The organism is Desulforhabdus sp. TSK (assembly GCF_022836495.1).
In the GTDB taxonomy this organism is placed as follows: domain Bacteria; phylum Desulfobacterota; class Syntrophobacteria; order Syntrophobacterales; family Syntrophobacteraceae; genus Desulforhabdus.
Genome location: NZ_BQXM01000010.1, coordinates 1 through 19,068, shown reverse-complemented (window position 1 = coordinate 19,068; position 19,068 = coordinate 1). Strand labels below are relative to the sequence as shown.

Annotated in this window: 18 protein-coding genes; 3 read left to right on the top strand and 15 right to left on the bottom strand. The window is 55.9% G+C overall.

The genetic code is table 11. The features are described 5' to 3' along the window. Nucleotides 1-5 precede the first annotated feature (5 nt). From murC to mraZ, 9 genes are all read right to left on the bottom strand, one after another. On the bottom strand, nt 6-1,388 hold the full coding sequence (gene murC, locus MWC30_RS07705) for a UDP-N-acetylmuramate--L-alanine ligase (RefSeq protein ID WP_244083586.1): 1,383 nt from the start codon (nt 1,386-1,388) through the stop codon (nt 6-8). Between the two features lies 1 nt (nt 1,389). After that, the gene (gene ftsW / locus MWC30_RS07700) at nt 1,390-2,574 is read right to left on the bottom strand and encodes a putative lipid II flippase FtsW (RefSeq protein ID WP_244083585.1); all 1,185 of its coding nucleotides are present in this window, start codon (nt 2,572-2,574) and stop codon (nt 1,390-1,392) included. Between the two features lie 91 nt (nt 2,575-2,665). After that, a complete protein-coding gene (murD, locus tag MWC30_RS07695; RefSeq protein WP_244083584.1) occupies nt 2,666-4,042 on the bottom strand; it encodes a UDP-N-acetylmuramoyl-L-alanine--D-glutamate ligase in 1,377 nt (458 codons plus the stop codon). Next, complete coding sequence (murF, locus tag MWC30_RS07690; RefSeq protein WP_244083583.1) at nt 4,039-5,433, bottom strand: UDP-N-acetylmuramoyl-tripeptide--D-alanyl-D-alanine ligase; 1,395 nt, start codon at nt 5,431-5,433, stop codon at nt 4,039-4,041. The genes murD and murF overlap by 4 nt, the downstream gene beginning before the upstream one ends. Nucleotides 5,434-5,446: 13 nt before the next feature. Next, the gene (locus MWC30_RS07685) at nt 5,447-6,985 is read right to left on the bottom strand and encodes a UDP-N-acetylmuramoyl-L-alanyl-D-glutamate--2,6-diaminopimelate ligase (protein WP_244083582.1); all 1,539 of its coding nucleotides are present in this window, start codon (nt 6,983-6,985) and stop codon (nt 5,447-5,449) included. Nucleotides 6,986-7,037: 52 nt separating this feature from the next. Next, a complete protein-coding gene (locus tag MWC30_RS07680; protein WP_244083581.1) occupies nt 7,038-9,035 on the bottom strand; it encodes a penicillin-binding protein 2 in 1,998 nt (665 codons plus the stop codon). A 29-nt stretch (nt 9,036-9,064) separates the two neighbouring features. Next, nucleotides 9,065-9,400 carry a hypothetical protein gene (locus MWC30_RS07675; protein WP_244083580.1) on the bottom strand — a complete coding sequence of 112 codons (336 nt, stop codon included), beginning with the start codon at nt 9,398-9,400 and terminating at the stop codon, nt 9,065-9,067. Between the two features lie 51 nt (nt 9,401-9,451). Then, nucleotides 9,452-10,399, bottom strand: coding sequence for a 16S rRNA (cytosine(1402)-N(4))-methyltransferase RsmH (gene rsmH, locus MWC30_RS07670; protein WP_244083579.1), 948 nt, complete (start codon nt 10,397-10,399; stop codon nt 9,452-9,454). A 6-nt stretch (nt 10,400-10,405) separates the two neighbouring features. Next, entirely contained in the window at nt 10,406-10,858 is a 453-nt protein-coding gene (mraZ, locus tag MWC30_RS07665) for a division/cell wall cluster transcriptional repressor MraZ (protein WP_244083578.1), read from the bottom strand. A gap of 383 nt (nt 10,859-11,241) precedes the next feature. Between mraZ and MWC30_RS07660 the strand changes: the two genes are divergently transcribed. Continuing rightward, nucleotides 11,242-11,442 (top strand): hypothetical protein, encoded by a 201-nt coding sequence (locus MWC30_RS07660; RefSeq protein WP_244083577.1) that lies wholly within the window; start codon nt 11,242-11,244, stop codon nt 11,440-11,442. Nucleotides 11,443-11,596: 154 nt separating this feature from the next. Here MWC30_RS07660 and acpP read toward each other — a convergent pair whose 3' ends face one another. The 4 genes from acpP to MWC30_RS07640 all read right to left on the bottom strand — a co-directional run bounded on the left by acpP (nt 11,597) and on the right by MWC30_RS07640 (nt 14,765). Next, the gene (acpP, locus tag MWC30_RS07655) at nt 11,597-11,830 is read right to left on the bottom strand and encodes an acyl carrier protein (RefSeq protein ID WP_244083576.1); all 234 of its coding nucleotides are present in this window, start codon (nt 11,828-11,830) and stop codon (nt 11,597-11,599) included. Continuing rightward, a complete protein-coding gene (locus MWC30_RS07650) occupies nt 11,823-12,779 on the bottom strand; it encodes a TetR/AcrR family transcriptional regulator (RefSeq protein WP_244083575.1) in 957 nt (318 codons plus the stop codon). The genes acpP and MWC30_RS07650 overlap by 8 nt, the downstream gene beginning before the upstream one ends. Nucleotides 12,780-12,939: 160 nt before the next feature. After that, complete coding sequence (locus tag MWC30_RS07645) at nt 12,940-13,401, bottom strand: NUDIX hydrolase (protein WP_244083574.1); 462 nt, start codon at nt 13,399-13,401, stop codon at nt 12,940-12,942. Between the two features lie 116 nt (nt 13,402-13,517). Beyond that, the gene (locus tag MWC30_RS07640; protein ID WP_244083573.1) at nt 13,518-14,765 is read right to left on the bottom strand and encodes an aminotransferase class I/II-fold pyridoxal phosphate-dependent enzyme; all 1,248 of its coding nucleotides are present in this window, start codon (nt 14,763-14,765) and stop codon (nt 13,518-13,520) included. Nucleotides 14,766-15,315: 550 nt separating this feature from the next. On the opposite strand from MWC30_RS07640, the gene MWC30_RS07635 reads away from it, so the two are divergent. After that, nucleotides 15,316-15,774, top strand: a complete 459-nt coding sequence (locus MWC30_RS07635; protein WP_244083572.1) for a DUF2914 domain-containing protein — start codon at nt 15,316-15,318, stop codon at nt 15,772-15,774. A gap of 16 nt (nt 15,775-15,790) precedes the next feature. Then, entirely contained in the window at nt 15,791-17,239 is a 1,449-nt protein-coding gene (locus MWC30_RS07630; protein ID WP_244083571.1) for a diadenylate cyclase, read from the top strand. A 112-nt stretch (nt 17,240-17,351) separates the two neighbouring features. Here MWC30_RS07630 and MWC30_RS07625 read toward each other — a convergent pair whose 3' ends face one another. Then, complete coding sequence (locus MWC30_RS07625) at nt 17,352-18,311, bottom strand: hypothetical protein (RefSeq protein WP_244083570.1); 960 nt, start codon at nt 18,309-18,311, stop codon at nt 17,352-17,354. A gap of 10 nt (nt 18,312-18,321) precedes the next feature. Beyond that, nucleotides 18,322-19,068 (bottom strand): UPF0236 family transposase-like protein (locus MWC30_RS07620; RefSeq protein WP_244083569.1); only part of this gene is annotated, 747 nt, incomplete at its 5' end.

Below are 19,068 nucleotides of genomic sequence, written 5' to 3'. Positions count from 1 at the left end.
GTTGATCACCGAGTCTCTTCAAGGCGTTTCAACAGAGCCTCGCCCACCTGGTACACATTTCCGGCACCGAGCGTCATGACCACGTCCCGAGGCTGAACGATGGCGCTCAGCTTTTCCAGCATATCATCGACACCGGCGCAAAAATGGAGATTACTGTGGCCATGGGCTCCAATCTGCTCCACCAGACGAGCCCCTGAGACTCCGGGGATCGGTTTCTCACTGGCTGCATATATTTCTGAAACGAAGAGAACGTCTGAATGATAAAAACATCGGGCAAATTGATCCATGAGGGCCTGCGTGCGTGAGTAGCGATGTGGCTGGAATGCCACGATACGGCGTCGATCGGGGAAGCAACCCGCCAGAGTCTCCAGAACAGCCCTTATTTCTGTGGGATGATGCCCGTAGTCATCGAGCACCAGGACACCCTTCGCCTCTCCCTTGATCTGAAAGCGGCGCTGGACCCCGGTCATGTCTCTCAATCCGCCCTGGATGTTTGCCCAATCCAGCTCCAATTCCCTGGCCACCGCCACGGCAGCAAGGGAATTGAGCACGTTGTGGCGACCTGGAATGGGGATTTCGATCTCCCCCAGCTCCTCTCCATGGCAAAAAACCCGATATGTCGTAGAAAGTCCGCCGGTCTTGATGTCGCGCGCCTGAAAATCCGCCTGGGACGAAAAGCCGTAGGTGACAAAGCGTTTGCTCATGCGGGGAAGAATCTGCTGAATGTTTTCATCTTCCAGACAAAGAACCGCCTGGCCGTAAAAAGGGATCTTGTTGATGAATTCCAGAAAGGTTTCCTGAATGTGCTCGATGTTTCGATAAAAATCGAGATGCTCCAGGTCGATGTTCGTCACGACTGCAATGGTTGGCGAAAGCAACAGAAACGTCCCGTCGCTTTCGTCCGCTTCCGCCACCATGAAATCTCCATGGCCGAGCTTGGCGTTGGTTCCCCAGGCGTTCAGCTTGCCTCCGATGACGACTGTCGGATCCATTCCCCCACGGGCCAAAACCGTCGAAACCATGGAGGTTGTGGTCGTTTTCCCGTGTGCTCCCGCCACCAGCACCGAATACTTGAGGCGCATGAGCTCCGCCAGCATCTCTGCACGTCGAATGACAGGGACCTTCGGCAGAGTCCGGGCCGCCTGGACCTCTGGATTGTCCTCGGTGACGGCGGAAGAGAGCACGACGACATCCGCACCATGTACATGCTCTGCCTGGTGACCGATCCAGACTTCCGCACCCAAACCTGCCAGGCGGCGGGTGATATCCGATTCCTTTACATCGGAACCGCTGACACGGTATCCCAAATTCAAAAGGAGCTCGGCAATCCCGCTCATGCCGATTCCCCCGATCCCGATAAAATGAATGTGCTGGTAACGTTTGAACATTCTATTCCATTCGCCTTTCAACGCTCCGGGCGATATTCATGAGGATACCGACGGCCAGGCAGTTTGCCGTAAATGCGCTCCCGCCATATGAAATGAATGGGAGCGGCAGGCCCTTGGTGGGGACCAGCCCCAGGACCACTCCCATGTTGAGCATCGCCTGCAGAGCGAAGAGCATCGTCAGCCCCAGTGCCAGGAGCATCCCCATAAGATCCGGCGCCTGTCTCGAAATGGTCATGCCAGTGCGGAACAACAAAAAGAACAGCAGGCACACGGTCAAAATCCCTATGAAACCCAATTCCTCCCCCACGACCGCCAGAATGAAATCCGTATAGGATTCCGGGAGATAAAAGAGCTTCTGTTGTCCGGCCCCCAGCCCCTTTCCCAACCAGCCCCCGGAACCGACTGCTATCCAGGCCTGAATGAGCTGATAGCCCGTATCGAGAGGATCGGTCCAGGGATTCAAGAAAGCAGTCACGCGATCCCAGCGATAGGGAACGAGGTAAACAAATTTATAGAACCCAATGACCGCAATGGGTGTGAAACAAAATATGTGGCGCAACAAGACTCCGCCAGCCATCAACATGATGACTGTCAAGCATCCAATGATAAAAGTCGTTCCGAAGTCGGGTTCCTTGAGAAGCAATGCGCCCAAAATACCGCACAATATGACATGAGGCAAGAAACCAATTTTAAATTGTCTGATTCTTTCCTGTTTTTTGACGAGGGAAACACTGAGATAGAGGATCCACACGACCTTGGCATATTCTGCCGGCTGAAGAAGAAAAAACTTCAAAGGGAACCAGCGCCTTGCATTGTTGATTTCCGCACCGATCCCCGGTATCAAAACGAGAATCAGGGCGGCAATTGTTCCAAGGACAAGCAGGCCGATAAAGTTCTTGTAGCGTGCATACGGGATACGGGCCGTAGCCAGAATGATGGCCATGCCGAGGACGATGCAGAATACTTGGCGCTTGAGATAATAGGACGGGTCTGAAAATTTCTTCAAGGCCATGATGGAACTGGCGCTGTAGATCATGACAAGTCCGAACAGGACAAGGAGGGATATCTCGATCCACAGCTGATTTTCGAGAGAGAGTGCACGCCAGGACGCGTTCGTCCTCTCTTCTTCCCGGGGCTCTGCCCGGAGCATTGGGCCATCGACAGCGGGTCTGGATACCTGGCTCATGGTTCATCGCTCACAGTGAATGGTCCATCGTTCATGCTCTCCTCTCCCACCCCTCCAGGAAAAAACAGCCCGTCAAGGATTCAAACGATCTTCAGGAAGCCCAGACTATTTCCGGAAGTCCCCTCACGAGGCTCTTGAAATGATTCCCCCGTTGCGCATAGCTCGTGTACTGGTCAAAAGAGGAGCAGGCCGGGGACAGCAAGACAACGTCTCCAGGCTCCGCACAGGTCATGGCGTCGGCAAAAGCCGCTCCCAGGTCGGGATAGGACTGGGTGGACACAGAGGACTCCAGGGCCGCCTGAAGACGCGGAGCCGCTTCTCCAAAGACAAACGCCTTTTTCCCCTTGTGCTTCAGAACCTCTGCCAAGGGACCATAGGATCCCAGCTTGTCCCTTCCTCCCAAAAAGAGGAGTACTCGGCCCGGGAAATTTTCCAGCGCCTTGACCACCGCCCCCACATTCGTCCCTTTGGAATCGTCGTAGAAATCTACCCCCCTCCAATTGCCCACCCATTCCACACGGTGAGGCAGCCCACGATACACATCCAATACCTGCTGTAGTACATCAGGGGAAACATCCAGCGCTGCCGCCGCCAGGACTGCAGCCAGGATATTTTCTTCGTTGTGGATTCCTTTGAGCCTGCAGCGCTCCAGACTCAACTGAAACGGCTCCTTTCCCGGTATCCCCACCCGTACCCTCCGGCCTTCAATACTCGCGTGTGCCCGAGGGTCATTGCGCCCGGACAGGAGGAGTCTGCCCGGAACCTTCATGGCCCTTTGGCGGCACAGGGGATCATCCAGGTTCACCACCGCCACCTGAGCGGGACCCTGACGGGAGAAGATGGAGAGCTTCGATTCCACGTAGGCTTCGAAGTCTTCATAGCGATCCAGGTGGTCTTCCGTGATGTTGAGGAGAACCCCGACGTCCGGAGCAAACTGTGAAGCCGTATCGAGCTGAAAGCTGCTGACCTCCAGTACGAGAAGGTCGGCTGTTTCCCCCTCCAGGAGCCACCGGCTGAGAGGCGTCCCGATGTTCCCTCCGACGAATACCCGCCTTCCAGCAGCCTTGAACATCTCTCCCAGGAGGGAAGTGGTCGTGGTCTTGCCGTTGGTTCCCGTCACCGCCACAGTAGGGACTTTCACCTGGCGCCAGGCCCAGTCCAGTTCGCCGATGATTTCGATTCCCTTATCCCTGGCCATACGCAACGGTTCCACATCCAGGGGGATTCCAGGACTGACGATGATCCGGTCGGCATTCACAAAGTCTTCGGGGTCATGAAATCCCAGCCTCAGCAGGCAGCCCTTCCCTTCAAGGGCATCCAGGGAGCCCTCGAACGACTCACGACTTCGAATATCGTTGCCGATGACCTGCACACCTTGCCTCAAGAGCAGCTCGCACACGGATTGGCCGGAAATCCCCATTCCCACCACCAGGGTCTGTCCGGACCGGCTGTTTCGCTCCGATTTCATGCCTTCAGAATTCCTTCCACCACCCGTTCCATAGCCATGGCACGGGAGCCTTTCACCAAGATCCATGCCTTGGCCGGGCAATTCGCCCGCAGCCAGGAAAGTATTTCCTCATGAGTACCGAAAGAGCGGCAGTCGGTATCCGACATCCCCGCTTCCTTCGCTCCGCGCACGATCTCAGCGCCCATGCCCCCCAGGGTTGCGAGATACGACACTCCTAATTTTGCGATTTTAATACCCAATTCATGATGCAATGCGGCGCTGGTGGAACCAAGCTCCCTCATTTCCCCCAAAATGACAAGCAGCGGATGTCCTCCGCTGCTCGTGTGCGCCGCCTGAACCGCTGCGTAAGTTGATCCCGGATTGGCGTTGTAGCTGTCATCGATCAAAACCCCGCCATCCGGCAGGTGATGCACCTGCATGCGCTGCTTGACGGGGAGATGCCGCGAGAGACCTTCCACAATGGTATCGGGAGCCTCTCCCATGGCCCAGGCCACCGCTGCCGCGGCTACCGCGTTTTGCACCTGGTGCAGTCCGAGCACCGGCAGTCGAACCTCTCTCTTTTCTCCTCCCAGAACCAGGGGATACACCGAGGCGTCTTCCTGGACCTTCACAGCTCCCGCCAGCCGCACATGAGCCGAGGGATTGTTCAGGGAGTACGTGACAAGAGGCCCTTTCAGATTTCTGGAAGATTTCACCAGAAGCTCATCGTCCAGATTGACCACCGCCGGATGGCCTGCTCCCAGTCCCTCCCAGAGAAAGGTTTTCTCATGGACAATCCCCTCCAGGGAGCCGAGCCCCTCCAGGTGGGCAGGGTGGATATTGGTGATCAAGCCCACGGTGGGGCGGGTGATTTCCACCAGACGCTCCATTTCGCCGGGCACATTGATCCCCATTTCCACGACCGCCGCCTGGTGTTCCGGCAGCAGGGAGAGGAGGGTCAGGGGCACACCGATGAGGTTATTGAAATTGCCCTGGTTTTTGAGCACCCGATGCTTGAGGGAAAGAATACCGGCAACCATCTCCTTGGTGCTGGTCTTGCCATTGCTGCCGGTTATGCCCGCGACGGGGATGGAAACCTGCTTCCGGCAATAGCGTGCCAGTTCTCCCAATGCATACAGGGTATCGGGCACCTCCACCACCGCAGCCTCCCCGGCAGTCGGCAATTGAGCCTCCGGCCTCCGCTGGGCAACAACGAGTACAGCGGCCTGCTGCTCGAGGGCCTTGTCCAGGAAGCGGTGCCCGTCGTGGTTTTCCCCGATGAGCGCCACAAAGCAGCTCCCGGGCTCTATGAGACGCGTGTCCGTGGAAATGCTCCGCACGTGGGAATCGGGACTCCCCTGCAGAAGGCGCCCGCCCGTGGCTTCTAAAATTTTGGCGACTGTCCAGTCCATTCCTGCATACTCTCTAAGGGGTCGTTCCCCCAACTCTTTCATAATATTCTCGAACCACCAGGCGGTCATCGAAGGGATGCACCTCACCTCCAACGATTTGGTATGTTTCGTGCCCTTTTCCACCGATGAAAATCATATCGCCCGGTTCCGCACCGGCAAGGGCCCACTCGATGGCCTTTCTACGGTCGGGTTCAATACGATAGCCCTTTTCTCCGACACCCGGTTTATCGCCGGAAACAGGGCTCAGCCCTCCAGATCGCACCCCCGGTTCAATCTCACGGATGATGTCTTCAGGGACTTCACTCCGGGGGTTATCGCTCGTGATCACCACGACATCCCCTGCCCTGGCTGCCACTTCTCCCATGATGGGACGCTTGGTACGGTCTCGATCACCGCCGCAGCCAAAAACGACCCAGAGGCGTCCCCGGGTCATTTCGCGCAGGCAGCTCAGGCTCTTTTCCATGGCGTCCGGGGTATGGGCATAATCGACAATCACATCCACTCCAAGGTGCCGCGGAACGGGCACGCGCTGCAAGCGCCCATCCACATGACTCACCGCTTCCAGTCCCTCCTGAACCGCATCCCCGGGGCAACCCAGAGCGAGAGCCGTTGCGACGGCGCAGAGCACATTGTAGAGATTCAGACGCCCCAGGAGAGGAGAACGGATGCTCAAATCCCCTCCAGGTACGGCCAGGACAGCACGGATGCCCTCGGCCGAAAGCTCCGACGATTTCACAGAAACCCTCGCGCCGGCCTTTTCCGTCGAATAAGACCAGAGGTTCGCGTCCTCGGCATTCTGGAGGAAACGCGCGCCAAAAGGGTCATCGGCATTGATCACCGCGATGAAGTCTTCCCCGCAGGAAAGGGATGCGTCGCGGAACAGGATCGCCTTGGCGGCGAAATAATCCTCCATCGTTGCATGGAAGTCCAGATGGTCCTGGGAAAGGTTGGTAAAGACTCCCGCACGGAATACACAGCCTTCCACCCGTCCGAGGGCCAGAGCGTGGGAGGAAACTTCCATGACCACGTGGGAAACATCGTCCTGGAGCATTTGGTGGAAAAAGGACTGGAGGTCCAGGGATTCGGGCGTCGTCATGGGGGCCGTCCGATTCTCTCTTCCCCATCGATAGCCGAGGGTCCCCAGAACTCCCACCGTATAGCCCGCCTTTTTCAGAATGCTTTCCATCAAAAGGGTGGTCGTCGTTTTGCCGTTGGTACCCGTCACCCCGATCAACTGCATCTTGCGGGAGGGGTGATCATAAAAATTGGCAGCCATGCGCGCCAGAGCACTCCGGCTGTCGGAAACCCGCACCAGGACGACATTCTCACAGCCTTCGGGCAGGGTTTCAGCCACGACGACACGGGCTCCCCGCCGGATGGCATCACCGATGTAGCGCGCCCCATCCTCCCGGGTTCCCGGGATGGCAACAAAGAGATCCCCCTCCGTCACTTTCCGGCTGTCGTAGGCGAGGCCCGCCACTTGAGTCCCAAGGTCTCCAAGGACGGCCAGACAATCCACTCCATCTATGAGCGATTCTAACGTCTTCAGCATTTAAGGAATTTCATTTTCTAAGAGTTGAGTGCATCCAGACTGGAATGAGTACTCAGTCGATCCTTTTCGTATCGCGCTTCTCAGCTTTAAGGGTATAGAGATTCACAGGAATGGGGGCAGTGACTTTGGGACGGGCGGCAGCCGATTCCGGGACAGGGGCAGCGACCTTGACGGCTATCGCCTTTTTGGGGACAGCAGCCTGCTCGGTACTTTGTTTAGCCTGAATGATTGCAGCGCTCTTCGGGCCGTTGTCCTTTCGAGCCGCAACCGCAGGCCCTGGAGCAGGTGGAGCTGAATTATTTTTGGCCGAATGGACGCCGGGAGGATAACTTTCTCCCCTGGTCGACGGCAGCACTCCCAAGTGAGGCAGAGCTTTGGCTGCAAAATTTCTGAAGACAGGCGCAGCGACCACTCCACCATAAATGGCCCCGTGTGGCTCGTGGATGACAACCGTAATGACGAGTCGGGGGTTTTCAACCGGGACAAAACCGGTGAAGAGCGACGTATATTTGTGGCTGTCATAGTGCTTGGACACAGGATCCATCGTTTGCGCCGTCCCCGTCTTCCCGGCTACCTCATATCCCTCGGGGGCAGCGCTCACGCCCGTCCCCCCCTCCTCGGTGACTTTCCGCATCATGTTGGCAACCTTCTTTGCGGTAGCCTTTTGAATGACGCGATTGCGGGGCCGAGGCGGTAAATCCTTCACCGGATTCCCCTCCGAATCCACGATCGCCTTGACGATACTGGGCTGGATATATTCACCGCCATTGGCGATGGCCGCTACGGCCGCAGTGAGCTGCATGGAAGTCACACCAATGCTCTGTCCAAATCCGGTTGTCGCCAGATCGATGGGGCGCCACTTTTTAGCGGGCCTCACAAGGCCCTTCACTTCCCCGGGCAATTCGATCCCCGTCGGCGAACCGAAGCCGAAGGCCTTGATGTACTTGTAATAACGTTCATTGCCCAACTGCAGGGCGATCTTGCTGGCTCCGATGTTGCTCGAATACTTGATGACCTCGGGCATGTTCAGCCATCCGTACGGATGGGTATCGTTGATAAAATGCCCGGCGATCTTCGCTTTTCCATTTTCACAGAAAACGCGGTCATGCTCCCGGAAGACTCCCTCCTCCAGGGCAGCGCTCATCAAGAAAACCTTGAAAGTCGACCCGGGCTCGAAGGAGTCGGTGATGATCCGGTTTCTCCAGGCATCCGCCGTTTTTCTGGCGGCAAAATTCGGATCAAAATAAGGCCAACTGGCCATGGCCAGGACTTCGGAGGTCCCGGCATCCAGAACAACAATTTCCGCAGCCTTGGCCTGATATTGCTCTACGGCTTTTTCCAGCTCAAACTCACAGACATACTGGAGGAACGCGTCGATGGAAAGCTTCACGCCCAGACTTTCCGCCGGTGCCGGCGGCGGCTCGTCTTCGATCCAGAGGCACTTGCGCACGCCGTCACGGACTTGATCCACTTTTACGGGGTTTTCACGCAGAACGGCATCGAAGCCTTTTTCTACCCCTTCAAGCCCGGCGCCGTCCATCCCCACGAACCCCAGGACCTGCCCGGCCAGCTGCCGATAAGGGTAGAACCGCTTGTAGTCACTGACAAGCCGTATCCCACGCCCCTTCAGGTCCTCCACTGCCAGCGCCTGCTGATCTGTGAGATGGCGCTTGAGATAAACGAAATTCCGTTTGCTCTCGAACTTGCGCTTGATGGCGTTTTGGGGCTCACCCAATACAGCAGCCAACTGCCCGGCCAACAGCTTCATGTCCTGCATGGCCTTGGGCTCGGCACCCAACGAGCACTGCGGCACCGAAAAGGACAGGAGGCGCCCCTCGCGGTCGTAGATGGACCCCCGGTAGGCCGGCACCTGGAGCTTGACTTCCGTCTGAGCCCGTCCCCGCTCCACCCACACGGAGTGATCGAGAACCTGCAATTGAAAAGCCTTGGCCAGGATGATACACGATCCCGCAGCTACGAGGATGTTGAAAAACACATAACACGACCAGTAGCGTGCATTGAGAAAATTTCGAGAATTGCGCCTCTCCACCAGCAGCCCCTTTTTAAAATTCTGTATGTTCAGCGCATCATGAACTTTTGATCAGCCCGGGGTGGCTGCAATCCAAATTGATTGCGGCCCATCTCCTCCAATTTGTAAGGATCTTCAAAGCGGCACCACTCCAGGCGCAGTTTCCTCTGTGTCGCCAACAGCTGCTCCTGTTCATGGTACAGCTTTGCCAAACGATAGCCGTTCTGGACCTGTAAATCATAAAGCCACACATATGCGATGGCCATGATCGCCGCCGTCACGCCCAGGGCCGCGGAAAGGAAAAGCCAGTTTCTGAAGCCAAAATCCAGGCCGACCAACAGTTTTTCATGGAAATCTAGATTTTTCCCGGATTTCAGACTGTCCATTCCCAACCTGCCTCGCCGAAAAAGACCGGCCACCCCCCACCGGTCCGGCCATCAACACTTTTCAATTCCCCGCAACCTCGCACTGCGCGCCCGAGGGTTCCGGTCCAACTCCTCTTCCCCGGGACGGAGCACTTTTTTTGTCAGGATCTTCCCCAGAGGCCGACCTTCACAGTGACAGGCGAGCACCGCTCGGGGGCATCGACACGCCCTGGCCCAGTCTTTGAACTGCTCCTTGACCATGCGGTCTTCCAAGGAATGGAAGGACACGACACAAAGGCGTCCCCCCGGCTTCAAAACATTCAGCACACCCGACAGGAATCCCTTCAACGCCTCCAACTCCCCATTCACAGCCAGCCGCAATGCCTGAAAAGTACGCGTAGCCGGGTGAATGCGCCGGGTGTCGGGGCTCCGGGGAACGATTTTCTCTATCAACCGGGCCAGTTCCCCGGTGGATTCAAAGCGGCGCTCTCTGCGATGGGCGACAATGGCTCGTGCAATCCTTCGCGACAACCGCTCCTCCCCCAGGTGAAAGATCAGGTCGGCCAGCTCTCCCTCCGGCAGTTCATTCACCAGGTCTGCAGCCGTTCGGGGAAGTCCTCTGTCCATGCGCATGTCCAGGGGACCGTCCTGTTGAAAGCTGAACCCCCGTGAAGGATCATCCAAGTGGAAACTGGAAACGCCAAGATCCACCACGACGCCGTCTACCGGTCCCAAACCCAGCTTTTCGATGACCTCCGGTAAAGCGGCGAAACTTGCCCTTTCGAGGATCAAGCGATCACCATAAGCCGAAAGTCGGCGATGTACCCGGAGAATCGCTTCGGCATCCCAATCCAGCGCCAGCAATCTCCCATCCGGCGCGGTGGCATGGAGAATGGCCTCAGCATAGCCGCCTCCCCCCACGGTCCCATCGACATAGATGCCCCCAGGGCGGCACTCCAGGATGGTCATCACCTCCCGAAGCAGGACCGGCACATGCTGTTGGGCCGGAGCGGGTTGCATGATCTCCTATAATCCTTCAGCAGCAATGCCTTCCAAGATTTCCTGGTAATGACTTCGATTCCACTCGTCGTGACTCTCCCACGCTGCCACATCCCAAATTTCAAAGCCTTTCAAGACACCCACCAGGATCACCTCCGAATCCAGGCCGGCTTTGCTCCTGAAGAACGGAGAGAGCAGAATTCTTCCTTTGTTGTCAAATTCGCATTCCTCCGCCGAAGAGATGAACCATCGCATGAAAGCGCGGTGTTTGGGATGGACGTCCGAGAGGTGCTCCGCCTTCTCCTCCAACTTTTCCCACCTCTCTGGGGGATAAGCCACAAGACACCCTTCCAGCAGAGCGACAACCAGCGCGTCAGTATAGTGATTCTTGAGAATATCCCGGTATTTAGAAGGAATACGGAGGCGTCCCTTGGCATCCAGCCGATGAATGGAGCGTCCTCTGAAGTAAGGCTTCGTCAAGATCCCCAATCTTCACCTCACGTTCCCACTTTTTCCCACTTGAAAGAATTTATCACCGCGTTATGAGCATTGTCAAACTCAAATCCTCGAAAATTAAATGAAGATTCGTTAAATTTTTCTGGGGCGCACCCTCTTTCACCCGAAGAGAGCTTTTACAACAATTATATTGTAAATACAGTATCTTATAGTTAAGTATCGCAGGAGGCAGCTGTTCCCATTTTCATTGCAGAGGAAGGTCGCTCTATGTTAAAGGGAGAGTGGGCGCCGAGATGCCTTCAGGGGTATTTCCATCAGCCCGAAAAGCCTCTGCAAACATTCGTAGGCCTTCCCAAGACCGGCAGAGGCTTTTTTATTTTTTGGGGAAGGTTTCAAAGGAGGGGAAGATGCAGCCGGATGACGAAAAATTCCTCAGGTTATCCAAAGAGATCATCATCAAGTTCATTGAGTTGGGAAGGGTTTCCCCTGGAAACTTCGAGGAGAATTTCAAAAGCGTCTTCTGGACCCTGAAGCGCACGGTTGTGGACGCGCAGGTTCCTCGGATTGACACAAACGCTCTGCAGACAGACGACTCGGATGAATCGTGAGATCCACGTCGAGCCTGGAAAGCGGACAGAGGGAGTCAGGTCTGGAGATCCGACCAGATCTTGAGCCCGAAAGGCATGACCCTTTTGGTTGACCAGCGGGATTGAAGCGGTGAGCGGCAAACGCACCGCCCACCTGCCGTAGGGAGTTGGAAAGCTATTTGTTCTTTTCCAGATAGTCGTAGATGTCTTTGACAGTACGGATTTTTTCGGCATCTTCGTCGGGGATTTCCAGGTCGAAGGCTTCTTCCAGAGCCATGACCAGTTCCACCACGTCGAGGGAATCCGCTCCCAGGTCGTCCACCACACTGGCTTCAGGAGTGATGATCTCCTTGTCCACGCCCAATTGATTCGCTATGATGTCCGCCACTTTGTTCTGCATGTCACTCATGTTCCATTTCCTCCCGGTTCAAACAATGTTCACTGCTTCCATTTTTCGGTGTATTCACAAACCCATAAAAGAGCACTTCCACAACACTCGGTAATTCTTCCACGAGGGAATACGAGCAATCACGAGCCAGCCATTTCTGAATGACTCCGTGCATGAAGCCGATAACGCCATAGAAAACCGTATGAAAGTCCACATCCTTCAGGACCCCCTGCTGGCTGGCGCCGTAAATCTTCCGCTTCAAAAGGGGAATGCGTCTCATGACCTTTTTGAAGTAAAGGTCGTGAACCTGGTCTCCCACATCCAGCCGCTCCTGCACAATGAGACGATAGAGCTGCTGATTGCGATCGAAAAATTCGAAATAGATCCTCAGGTACTTGGTGATCATGGTGAGCACGTCATCATGCCTATCCAGAACCGCCATGGCACTTTCTTCCAGCTCCGCCAGGCGCAAACGCATCAGTTCATTGAAGAGTGTCTCCTTGTTTGCGAAATAGCGGTAGAGTGTGCCCTTCCCCACACCGGCGCGTTCGGCGATCTCATCGACGGTGGCAGGATGAAAACCTTTCTCAGAAAAGACGTGGAGGGCCGCGTCCAGGATCTTGTCTTTCGTGGAAGCCTTGGGGGCAGTCTGCATGGCGCCGTTCGATTCCAAAAGGACTCTTTCCAGCATCCCGGTATAGAAGCGATCGGGATGCACGTTTCTCGATTCCGCACTGCGCTGGAAAGCGGAGATGAAGGCCGGCAGGGAAAATTCGGGCGGCAGGGCACCCTGCCGGGATAGATCCCGTAAGGCAATGAGCCACCGCACGATTTCTTCCAGCACCTCCTCCTCCGCCCCCTCGGGGATAACACTGTCCACGAGACGGTCGAGAGTCTCTCGTTTCCCTCCTTTTTGAGAAAGCTTTTTCAGCCAGGCACGCACAGCGTGCTGGTTATTTTCCTGGCCCATACCCCACTCCTTCAGATCCCTCTTGAGACGGACTGGTCAGTCATAAACCACAGAACGAGGGCGAAAGTCAAGGAGGAAAGGGATGTATGGAAGGGAGCCCAAAAAAATTAAGAGGCAGCGAAGGGGACGCAGCTGGGGAGAAGAGCGGAAACCGCGACAATTAAAGGCTGGAATCGTAAATGGGAAACCGAGCTCCGTGTACGTGAGCAAGAGCACGCGCGACCAGCTGCTCGGTTCCCTCGGTCAGGTCGTACCGGGACAAGGCATCCAGGCCGACGAAGGCGCAGTCCATGACATCCGTGGCGGGTGAGGGATCTCCTTCCAGGGAGACACAGAGAAAATCCAGCAGAACATAATGATATTCGATGCGACCGGCCTCATCCAAAAACACGCGGTCCAGGGCGGCAATCAAAGCGTCCACCCTTACCCGCAGCCCCACCTCCTCCTGCACCTCCCGCTTCACCGCCTCTTCGAGGCTCTCCCCCACTTCCACCAGCCCCCCAGGCACCGTCCACTTCCCCCGGGACGGTGGTTTGCCCCTTTGCACCAGGAGCACGCGGTCATTGCGAAAAATCACTGCACCCACTCCCACCATGGGATGCTCGGGATAACGTCGATTCATGTGGAGGCTCCGAAGGAAGTGCCCGGTTCCGGTCGAGGCAGGTTGTCTCGGTGATGCCCGGCAGGCCCCATGTGGAATGGCACTGCCGGAAACAAAAATGCTCCGTGCGCCAGGCCTCAGGCCTCGGCCGCTTCCAGCTTTGCTTCGGATTCGTGGTCCGGCATTTCCTCCGACCATTTGCGCAGCGCCTTCCCCATCTGCCTCAGGGCTTGACGGATGCGATGTTCATTTTCCACCAGGGCGAGGCGCAGGTACCCTTCCCCCTCTTCACCAAAACCGATCCCGGGGGCCACAGCCACGTTGGCTTCTTCCATCAGCCGGATTCCAAATTCCATGGAGCCCCACTTTGCAAAGGGTTCAGGAATCCTGGCCCACACAAACATGCCGGCTTTGGGCTTCGTTACGGACCATCCCAGGCGCTCCAGCCCCTGGCACAAGACGTCGCGACGCTGCTGATAAATCTGAGCCTGTTGTTCCACCTCCGCCGCGCAGTCCCTCAGCGCAACGATGCCCGCAATCTGGATGGCCGAAAAGATGCCGTAATCGTAATAGCCTTTGATCTTGGCGAGACCCTCTATGATTTCCCGGTTCCCCACGCAGTAGCCCATGCGCCACCCCGCCATGTTGTAGGACTTGGAAAAAGAACCGAACTCCACGCCCACTTCCCTCGCACCGGGAACTTCCAAAAAGCTGGGAGCCTTGTAGCCGTCAAAAGTAATTTTGGAATAGGCAAAATCATGAATGACCATGAATTTGTACCTGTGTGCCAGCTTCACAACCTCTTTGTACAGTTCCAGGTTGGCAACAACGGAGGTGGGGTTGTGGGGGTAGTTGAGAATGAGAACCTTTGGCGTGGGGTAAAGGGATTCACACATGGTGGAGATGCGCTCGAGAAAGAGCTCTTCAGGAGCGAGAGGGATGCGTATGACATTGGCGCCGGCAATGATGGCGGCATAGATATGGACGGGAAATGCGGGCGTTGGTACCAGCACCGTGTCTCCAGGCCCCATCAGGGCCAGGCATAAATGCGAAATCCCTTCCTTGGAGCCTATGGTGCAGATCACCTCCGATTCACTGTTCAATCCCACACCGTATTCCCGATCGTAGTAAAGGCCGATTTCCCTCTTGAGATTTTTCAAGCCCGCCGCCACGGGATAGCGGTGGCTCTTGGGGTCTTGAACGACCTCACACAGTTTCCGCGTCACGACCTCCGGGGTCGGATCGATGGGGTTCCCCATCCCGAGATCGATCACGTCGTGTCCCTGGGAGCGCTTGGTCATCCGCATCTTGTTGATCATCCCGAAGAGATAGGGAGGCAACTGGTTCATTCTCTGGGCAAAACGGACTATGGAATCTTCCGACATGACCTTCTCCTGTATTCAATGATCGTTATCAAGGCAAAAAAAAACCCTGGGCTGTGGGCTCAGGGTAAAAAAAAACGCCATGAGCCCGCTTCAGCAGCCCATGGCGTCCAAAGGAAATATAACTTTAAGGTTTCGTCACATCTCCGACCGTCGCCCAGGCTGTCTTGCGCGCGGCGGCGGCAGCTGCGTTCATCCACAATTTGTTTCGCACCACTGTATCCTTAATTTTGCAGTTTGAGGCAATCTGCAATGCTGATATGAGATGAGCTTTAATATCCCATGTCCCAATACAAGTCAATACTCTCACGCAGGCTGAGAGGCCCCATGAAACATCCTACAGGCAACTATCCAAAGGCAACTATCCAAAGGAAAGTATCTTTGATTTCGCAGGAGAAAATTTCTTGACGCACGAATGCAGCATGGTATGCTTCTCAGGATTCAAAATTATCGAGAGCATTGATTCTCTCATCCGCCACACCCGAAACAGCCCCTTGGCGCTATCGTTTCGCCGTTTAGATTCCCCTCATTTATGAACCGGAGGATAACTTCGATGGCCGTACTTTCCAGGATCTTTTTTCTCGTCACTTTCCTGGCCGGCATATGCGTCATCCCAACACCTCAAGCATGGGCACAGAATACTCCGGAAGTCCCCGAGCAGGCTGCACCAGCCGATCATTCCCTTCAAAAATTGATACTGCACCAGGCTACCATGTGCGAGAAGGTCGAAAACCTGACTCCCATCCGATCTGCAGTCGCCTTCTCTGTATCCGCCGGACAGGTCTGCTGCTTCACATCTTTCGATCCCGTTCCTCAGCCCACGCTGATTTACCATCGCTGGTTTCACCGGGATGAGCTCAGCACTCAAACCAGGCTCAGGCTCTATCCGCCCAAGTGGGCCACCTACAGCGTCATACAGCTGAGAGAAACGGACAAGGGCCCCTGGCGCGTGGAAGTGACCGATCAAAACGGCCACGTGTTCGATGTTTTTCGATTCAGCATAACCGACTGATTCAGTCTGACCCATTATGAAATTTCTCGCCTTTCTCTATACGGTCCGCTGGCAAGACTTGGTGGACATCATCATCAACAGCTACATTTTGTTCCGGGTGTACGTTCTTTTCCAGGGGACAAACGCCTTTCGTGTTCTAGTGGGCATCACATCCCTGTGGATCCTTCAGGAAGTAGCCGCATCCATCGGGCTCATCCTCACCAGCTGGGCCATTCGAGGCATCACCACCGCAGCAGCCGTCATCATCATTGTGGTCTTTCGCAATGAAATCCGAACGGCCCTCCAGGTCCGGAACCTCAAGACCTTTCTCTGGGGCTCACCCAAGAGAGAGCAAACCACATCCGTTGAAATCATTACTGAAAGCGTCTATCAAATGGGGAAAAAGCGCATCGGCGCCCTGATTGTTTTCCCGGGTAAAGAGGACCTGTCAGAAGTGATCCATGGAGGCATTGCATGGAACGGAGTGGTTTCGCAGGAAATGCTCGTGAGCATCTTCTGGCCGAAGAACCCTGTGCATGACGGCGCCATCATTGTGCGGGGAAACCAGATTACGGAGGTGGGTGTCCTGCTGCCCCTCTCCCAGCGCCAGGATCTGCCCACCTTTTACGGAACGCGTCACCGGGCCGCTGCGGGACTGGCCGAGCGCACCGATGCCCTGGTGGTGGTCGTATCGGAGGAACGCGGGCGTGTGACCGTAGCCAAAGACACCTGGATCAAGCCCATCGCTCAGCCTGAGGAGTTGACTCAGCTCCTGAGAAAGCACCTCAATCTTTCGGACGGCTTTTCCGTCGATCAACAGAAACGCGAACAGCTGAAGCTGAGCCTGGCGGGGATACTGTCGCTCCTTGTCATGACGGGCATCTGGTTCGGGTTCACACGAAGTGACGACACGGTCATCGCCCTCAATGTTCCCGTTGAATATGTCAACCGGCCGGCCAATTTCGAGATCCTAGAAACCTCCATGGACGAGGCACGCCTGCAGCTCTATGGCTCCAGTGCGCTCATCAGATCTCTGCGCTCCGGCCAGGTGCAGGTGCGCATCGACCTCGGGAAAGCCACCGAAGGACGCAACATATTCCCCATCACACAGGAGAACATTGTCCTGCCTCCCGGCGTTGCCCTCAACAAGGTCTTTCCCCCGACCATCGAAGTGACCCTGGACGTTCCCATTACCAAGGAAGTACCGCTCCAGGTGGACTGGGTTGGACGCCTGCCGGAAAACCTGCTCCTCGTCAATACAACGTTAGCGCCTGAAACCGTCAAGGTCACCGGAGGGAGCAAGATTCTGGAAAAGGTCCATACGCTTTATACCGCCCCCGTAAAACTGGACAATCTCAGCAAAAGCGGCAGTCTCACGGCCCCCGTGGTCTTGACGCCTCCCTCGCTGAAACTGGTGGCCGGCTCCCCGGACAAAGTGACCGTCAACTACCAGATAGCGGAACGGTCCACGGGAGAGAAGAAATAGCCCCGGCGGGAGCATTGCACCCCGGAGCATCAGGGATGAGAAACGATGGCGTTGGACTGCGGCGCCTCAGGAAGACGCCTGTAAAACCGCCCCATACACCCCTCACCGTTTCTCACCAATCCCGGCAGGAGCTCCCGTTTTTCAGATAATCCATAATCCGGTCGGCTCGTTCTGAGATTTCAGGGATGATTTCGGCCAGGACCTTCAGGTAAATCAGGACTCTTTTGGACTGATGCTTGTGGGGAATGTCAAGGGAGGGATGGTCCAGAAACTTTATGACCTCATTGAGGAGATGCAGGTTGTCCTTATTGAGATCCACATAAGCGAGCTCCTGCCATTTCTTCCTGAGATCCTCCGGGAGATGGGTCATTTTCATGGCCAGACCCTCATCCAAACCCATCTGTATTCCCTTGTCCAGCCGATCCAGGAGGTCCTTGCACTCGTCCCGCTCATCCTCCCAGGCCCGGCTTTCCAGCAACTGCTTCCACTTGGGTCGAATTTTATTCTCGAGCCATGTCTTCCCCAGGCTGGGCAGGATCGGCATCTGGGCCAACTCGGTCTGGTCTGCCACCAGGGCCCCACCGAGCTTCACCAGTTCGCCCTTCCCCTTCACGCTGTCCAGGCGAAGCCGGACCAGTTCGTTCAGGCGCATGAGGACAGCACTTTTTCGATCCAGCTCGGGAAACGTTTTGTTCAAAAGAGATTCCCACTCCGCACGAAGCAGGCCGATTTCTGTATTGATGGCTTTGAAGAGGAAGCGGAACTTTATGAGCAGATTTCTCAGCTCGTGGGCCAGGTCATTGCAGCTTTGGAGGCGCTCCCTGGCAAGTTTTTTCTGTTCTTCCGCAAGAGTTTCACGCACATGGAGGGAAAGCAATTCGGTGCCGAGCGTGCGGGACAATTTCTTGATGATCTTGGTGGAACGGTCCCCGCGCTTGATGCTGTAAGGCCTGAAGTGGATCTTGATGACGGCAACGACAACGTACTCACAGTCCTGCCAGATGGGTTTGCCCTGATAGTCCAGGGAGTACTGAAGCTCCTGAGCACGGTCCCCGTAAAGATACGGGCGCATTCCCCGTTTTTTACAGGTCGGTATCCCCGCCAAGTGAGCCCCGTTTCTTCCCTGGGCGGACAGCAGTGATGGGATGGCGCTCTCGATACAACTCGATCACTCTGTCGTAGGTCCCGTTGTATTTGGCACAGCGGAGCTTGAGGATGTTGTTGGCACAAGTCGGATACCACCATGCTCCTGTCCGTTTCAACCTACCGTGGCAGATCATCTTGTTGGCCGATTCGATTGCACCGGATCCAATGTGGTACCCGCCCCGCCTGGCGGAGGCATAGTCAAGCCTGCCGGAGTGTTTCGTGAGATGCTCGATCGCATTGTCTATGAGCTTTTTCGCTTCCTCGGATGCCGGCTTCATTCTCTTGAGGCCTCCGATGACCTGGGCTTCCTCACTCAAGGAAAGCCTTACCAGGGTGGCATGGACCCATTCCCGTGCTTTTTCGCTCCCTTTGCCATATTGGGCTGCAGCCACTTTGTGGAGATACTCTGAGCAATGATAGAAATCCATGACCTGCCTGGCATCGGGGAAGAGCTCCTCGACTCTGTTCCAGATCCAGTCCGCTCCGTCCGCCACCACACAGAGCCTGACCTTCTCAATGGGAATGAGGCCGGCTTCCTTGATGGTGCGGAGAGCAGCGGCTATCTTATGATTGTCCGCCATCTGATGCCAGCTGATCAGGTGCTCGATTCTGTCCTCGTCAATGAGATAGAGCCTGAATCCTTTGACTTCCTTCCAATCTCCCTTGCCTCTCTTCCCTTTGCG

Excerpts from the sequence above, each read along its gene's own strand:
- murC (WP_244083586.1), bottom strand. The coding sequence starts at position 1,388 with ATGTTCAAACGTTACCAGCACATTCATTTTATCGGGATCGGGGGAATC.
- ftsW (WP_244083585.1), bottom strand. The coding sequence starts at position 2,574 with ATGAGCCAGGTATCCAGACCCGCTGTCGATGGCCCAATGCTCCGGGCA.
- murD (WP_244083584.1), bottom strand. The coding sequence starts at position 4,042 with ATGAAATCGGAGCGAAACAGCCGGTCCGGACAGACCCTGGTGGTGGGA.
- murF (WP_244083583.1), bottom strand. The coding sequence starts at position 5,433 with ATGGACTGGACAGTCGCCAAAATTTTAGAAGCCACGGGCGGGCGCCTT.
- MWC30_RS07685 (WP_244083582.1), bottom strand. The coding sequence starts at position 6,985 with ATGCTGAAGACGTTAGAATCGCTCATAGATGGAGTGGATTGTCTGGCC.
- MWC30_RS07675 (WP_244083580.1), bottom strand. The coding sequence starts at position 9,400 with ATGGACAGTCTGAAATCCGGGAAAAATCTAGATTTCCATGAAAAACTG.
- rsmH (WP_244083579.1), bottom strand. The coding sequence starts at position 10,399 with ATGCAACCCGCTCCGGCCCAACAGCATGTGCCGGTCCTGCTTCGGGAG.
- MWC30_RS07660 (WP_244083577.1), top strand. The coding sequence starts at position 11,242 with ATGCAGCCGGATGACGAAAAATTCCTCAGGTTATCCAAAGAGATCATC.
- acpP (WP_244083576.1), bottom strand. The coding sequence starts at position 11,830 with ATGAGTGACATGCAGAACAAAGTGGCGGACATCATAGCGAATCAATTG.
- MWC30_RS07650 (WP_244083575.1), bottom strand. The coding sequence starts at position 12,779 with ATGGGCCAGGAAAATAACCAGCACGCTGTGCGTGCCTGGCTGAAAAAG.
- MWC30_RS07645 (WP_244083574.1), bottom strand. The coding sequence starts at position 13,401 with ATGAATCGACGTTATCCCGAGCATCCCATGGTGGGAGTGGGTGCAGTG.
- MWC30_RS07640 (WP_244083573.1), bottom strand. The coding sequence starts at position 14,765 with ATGTCGGAAGATTCCATAGTCCGTTTTGCCCAGAGAATGAACCAGTTG.
- MWC30_RS07635 (WP_244083572.1), top strand. The coding sequence starts at position 15,316 with ATGGCCGTACTTTCCAGGATCTTTTTTCTCGTCACTTTCCTGGCCGGC.
- MWC30_RS07630 (WP_244083571.1), top strand. The coding sequence starts at position 15,791 with ATGAAATTTCTCGCCTTTCTCTATACGGTCCGCTGGCAAGACTTGGTG.
- MWC30_RS07625 (WP_244083570.1), bottom strand. The coding sequence starts at position 18,311 with ATGCGCCCGTATCTTTACGGGGACCGTGCTCAGGAGCTTCAGTACTCC.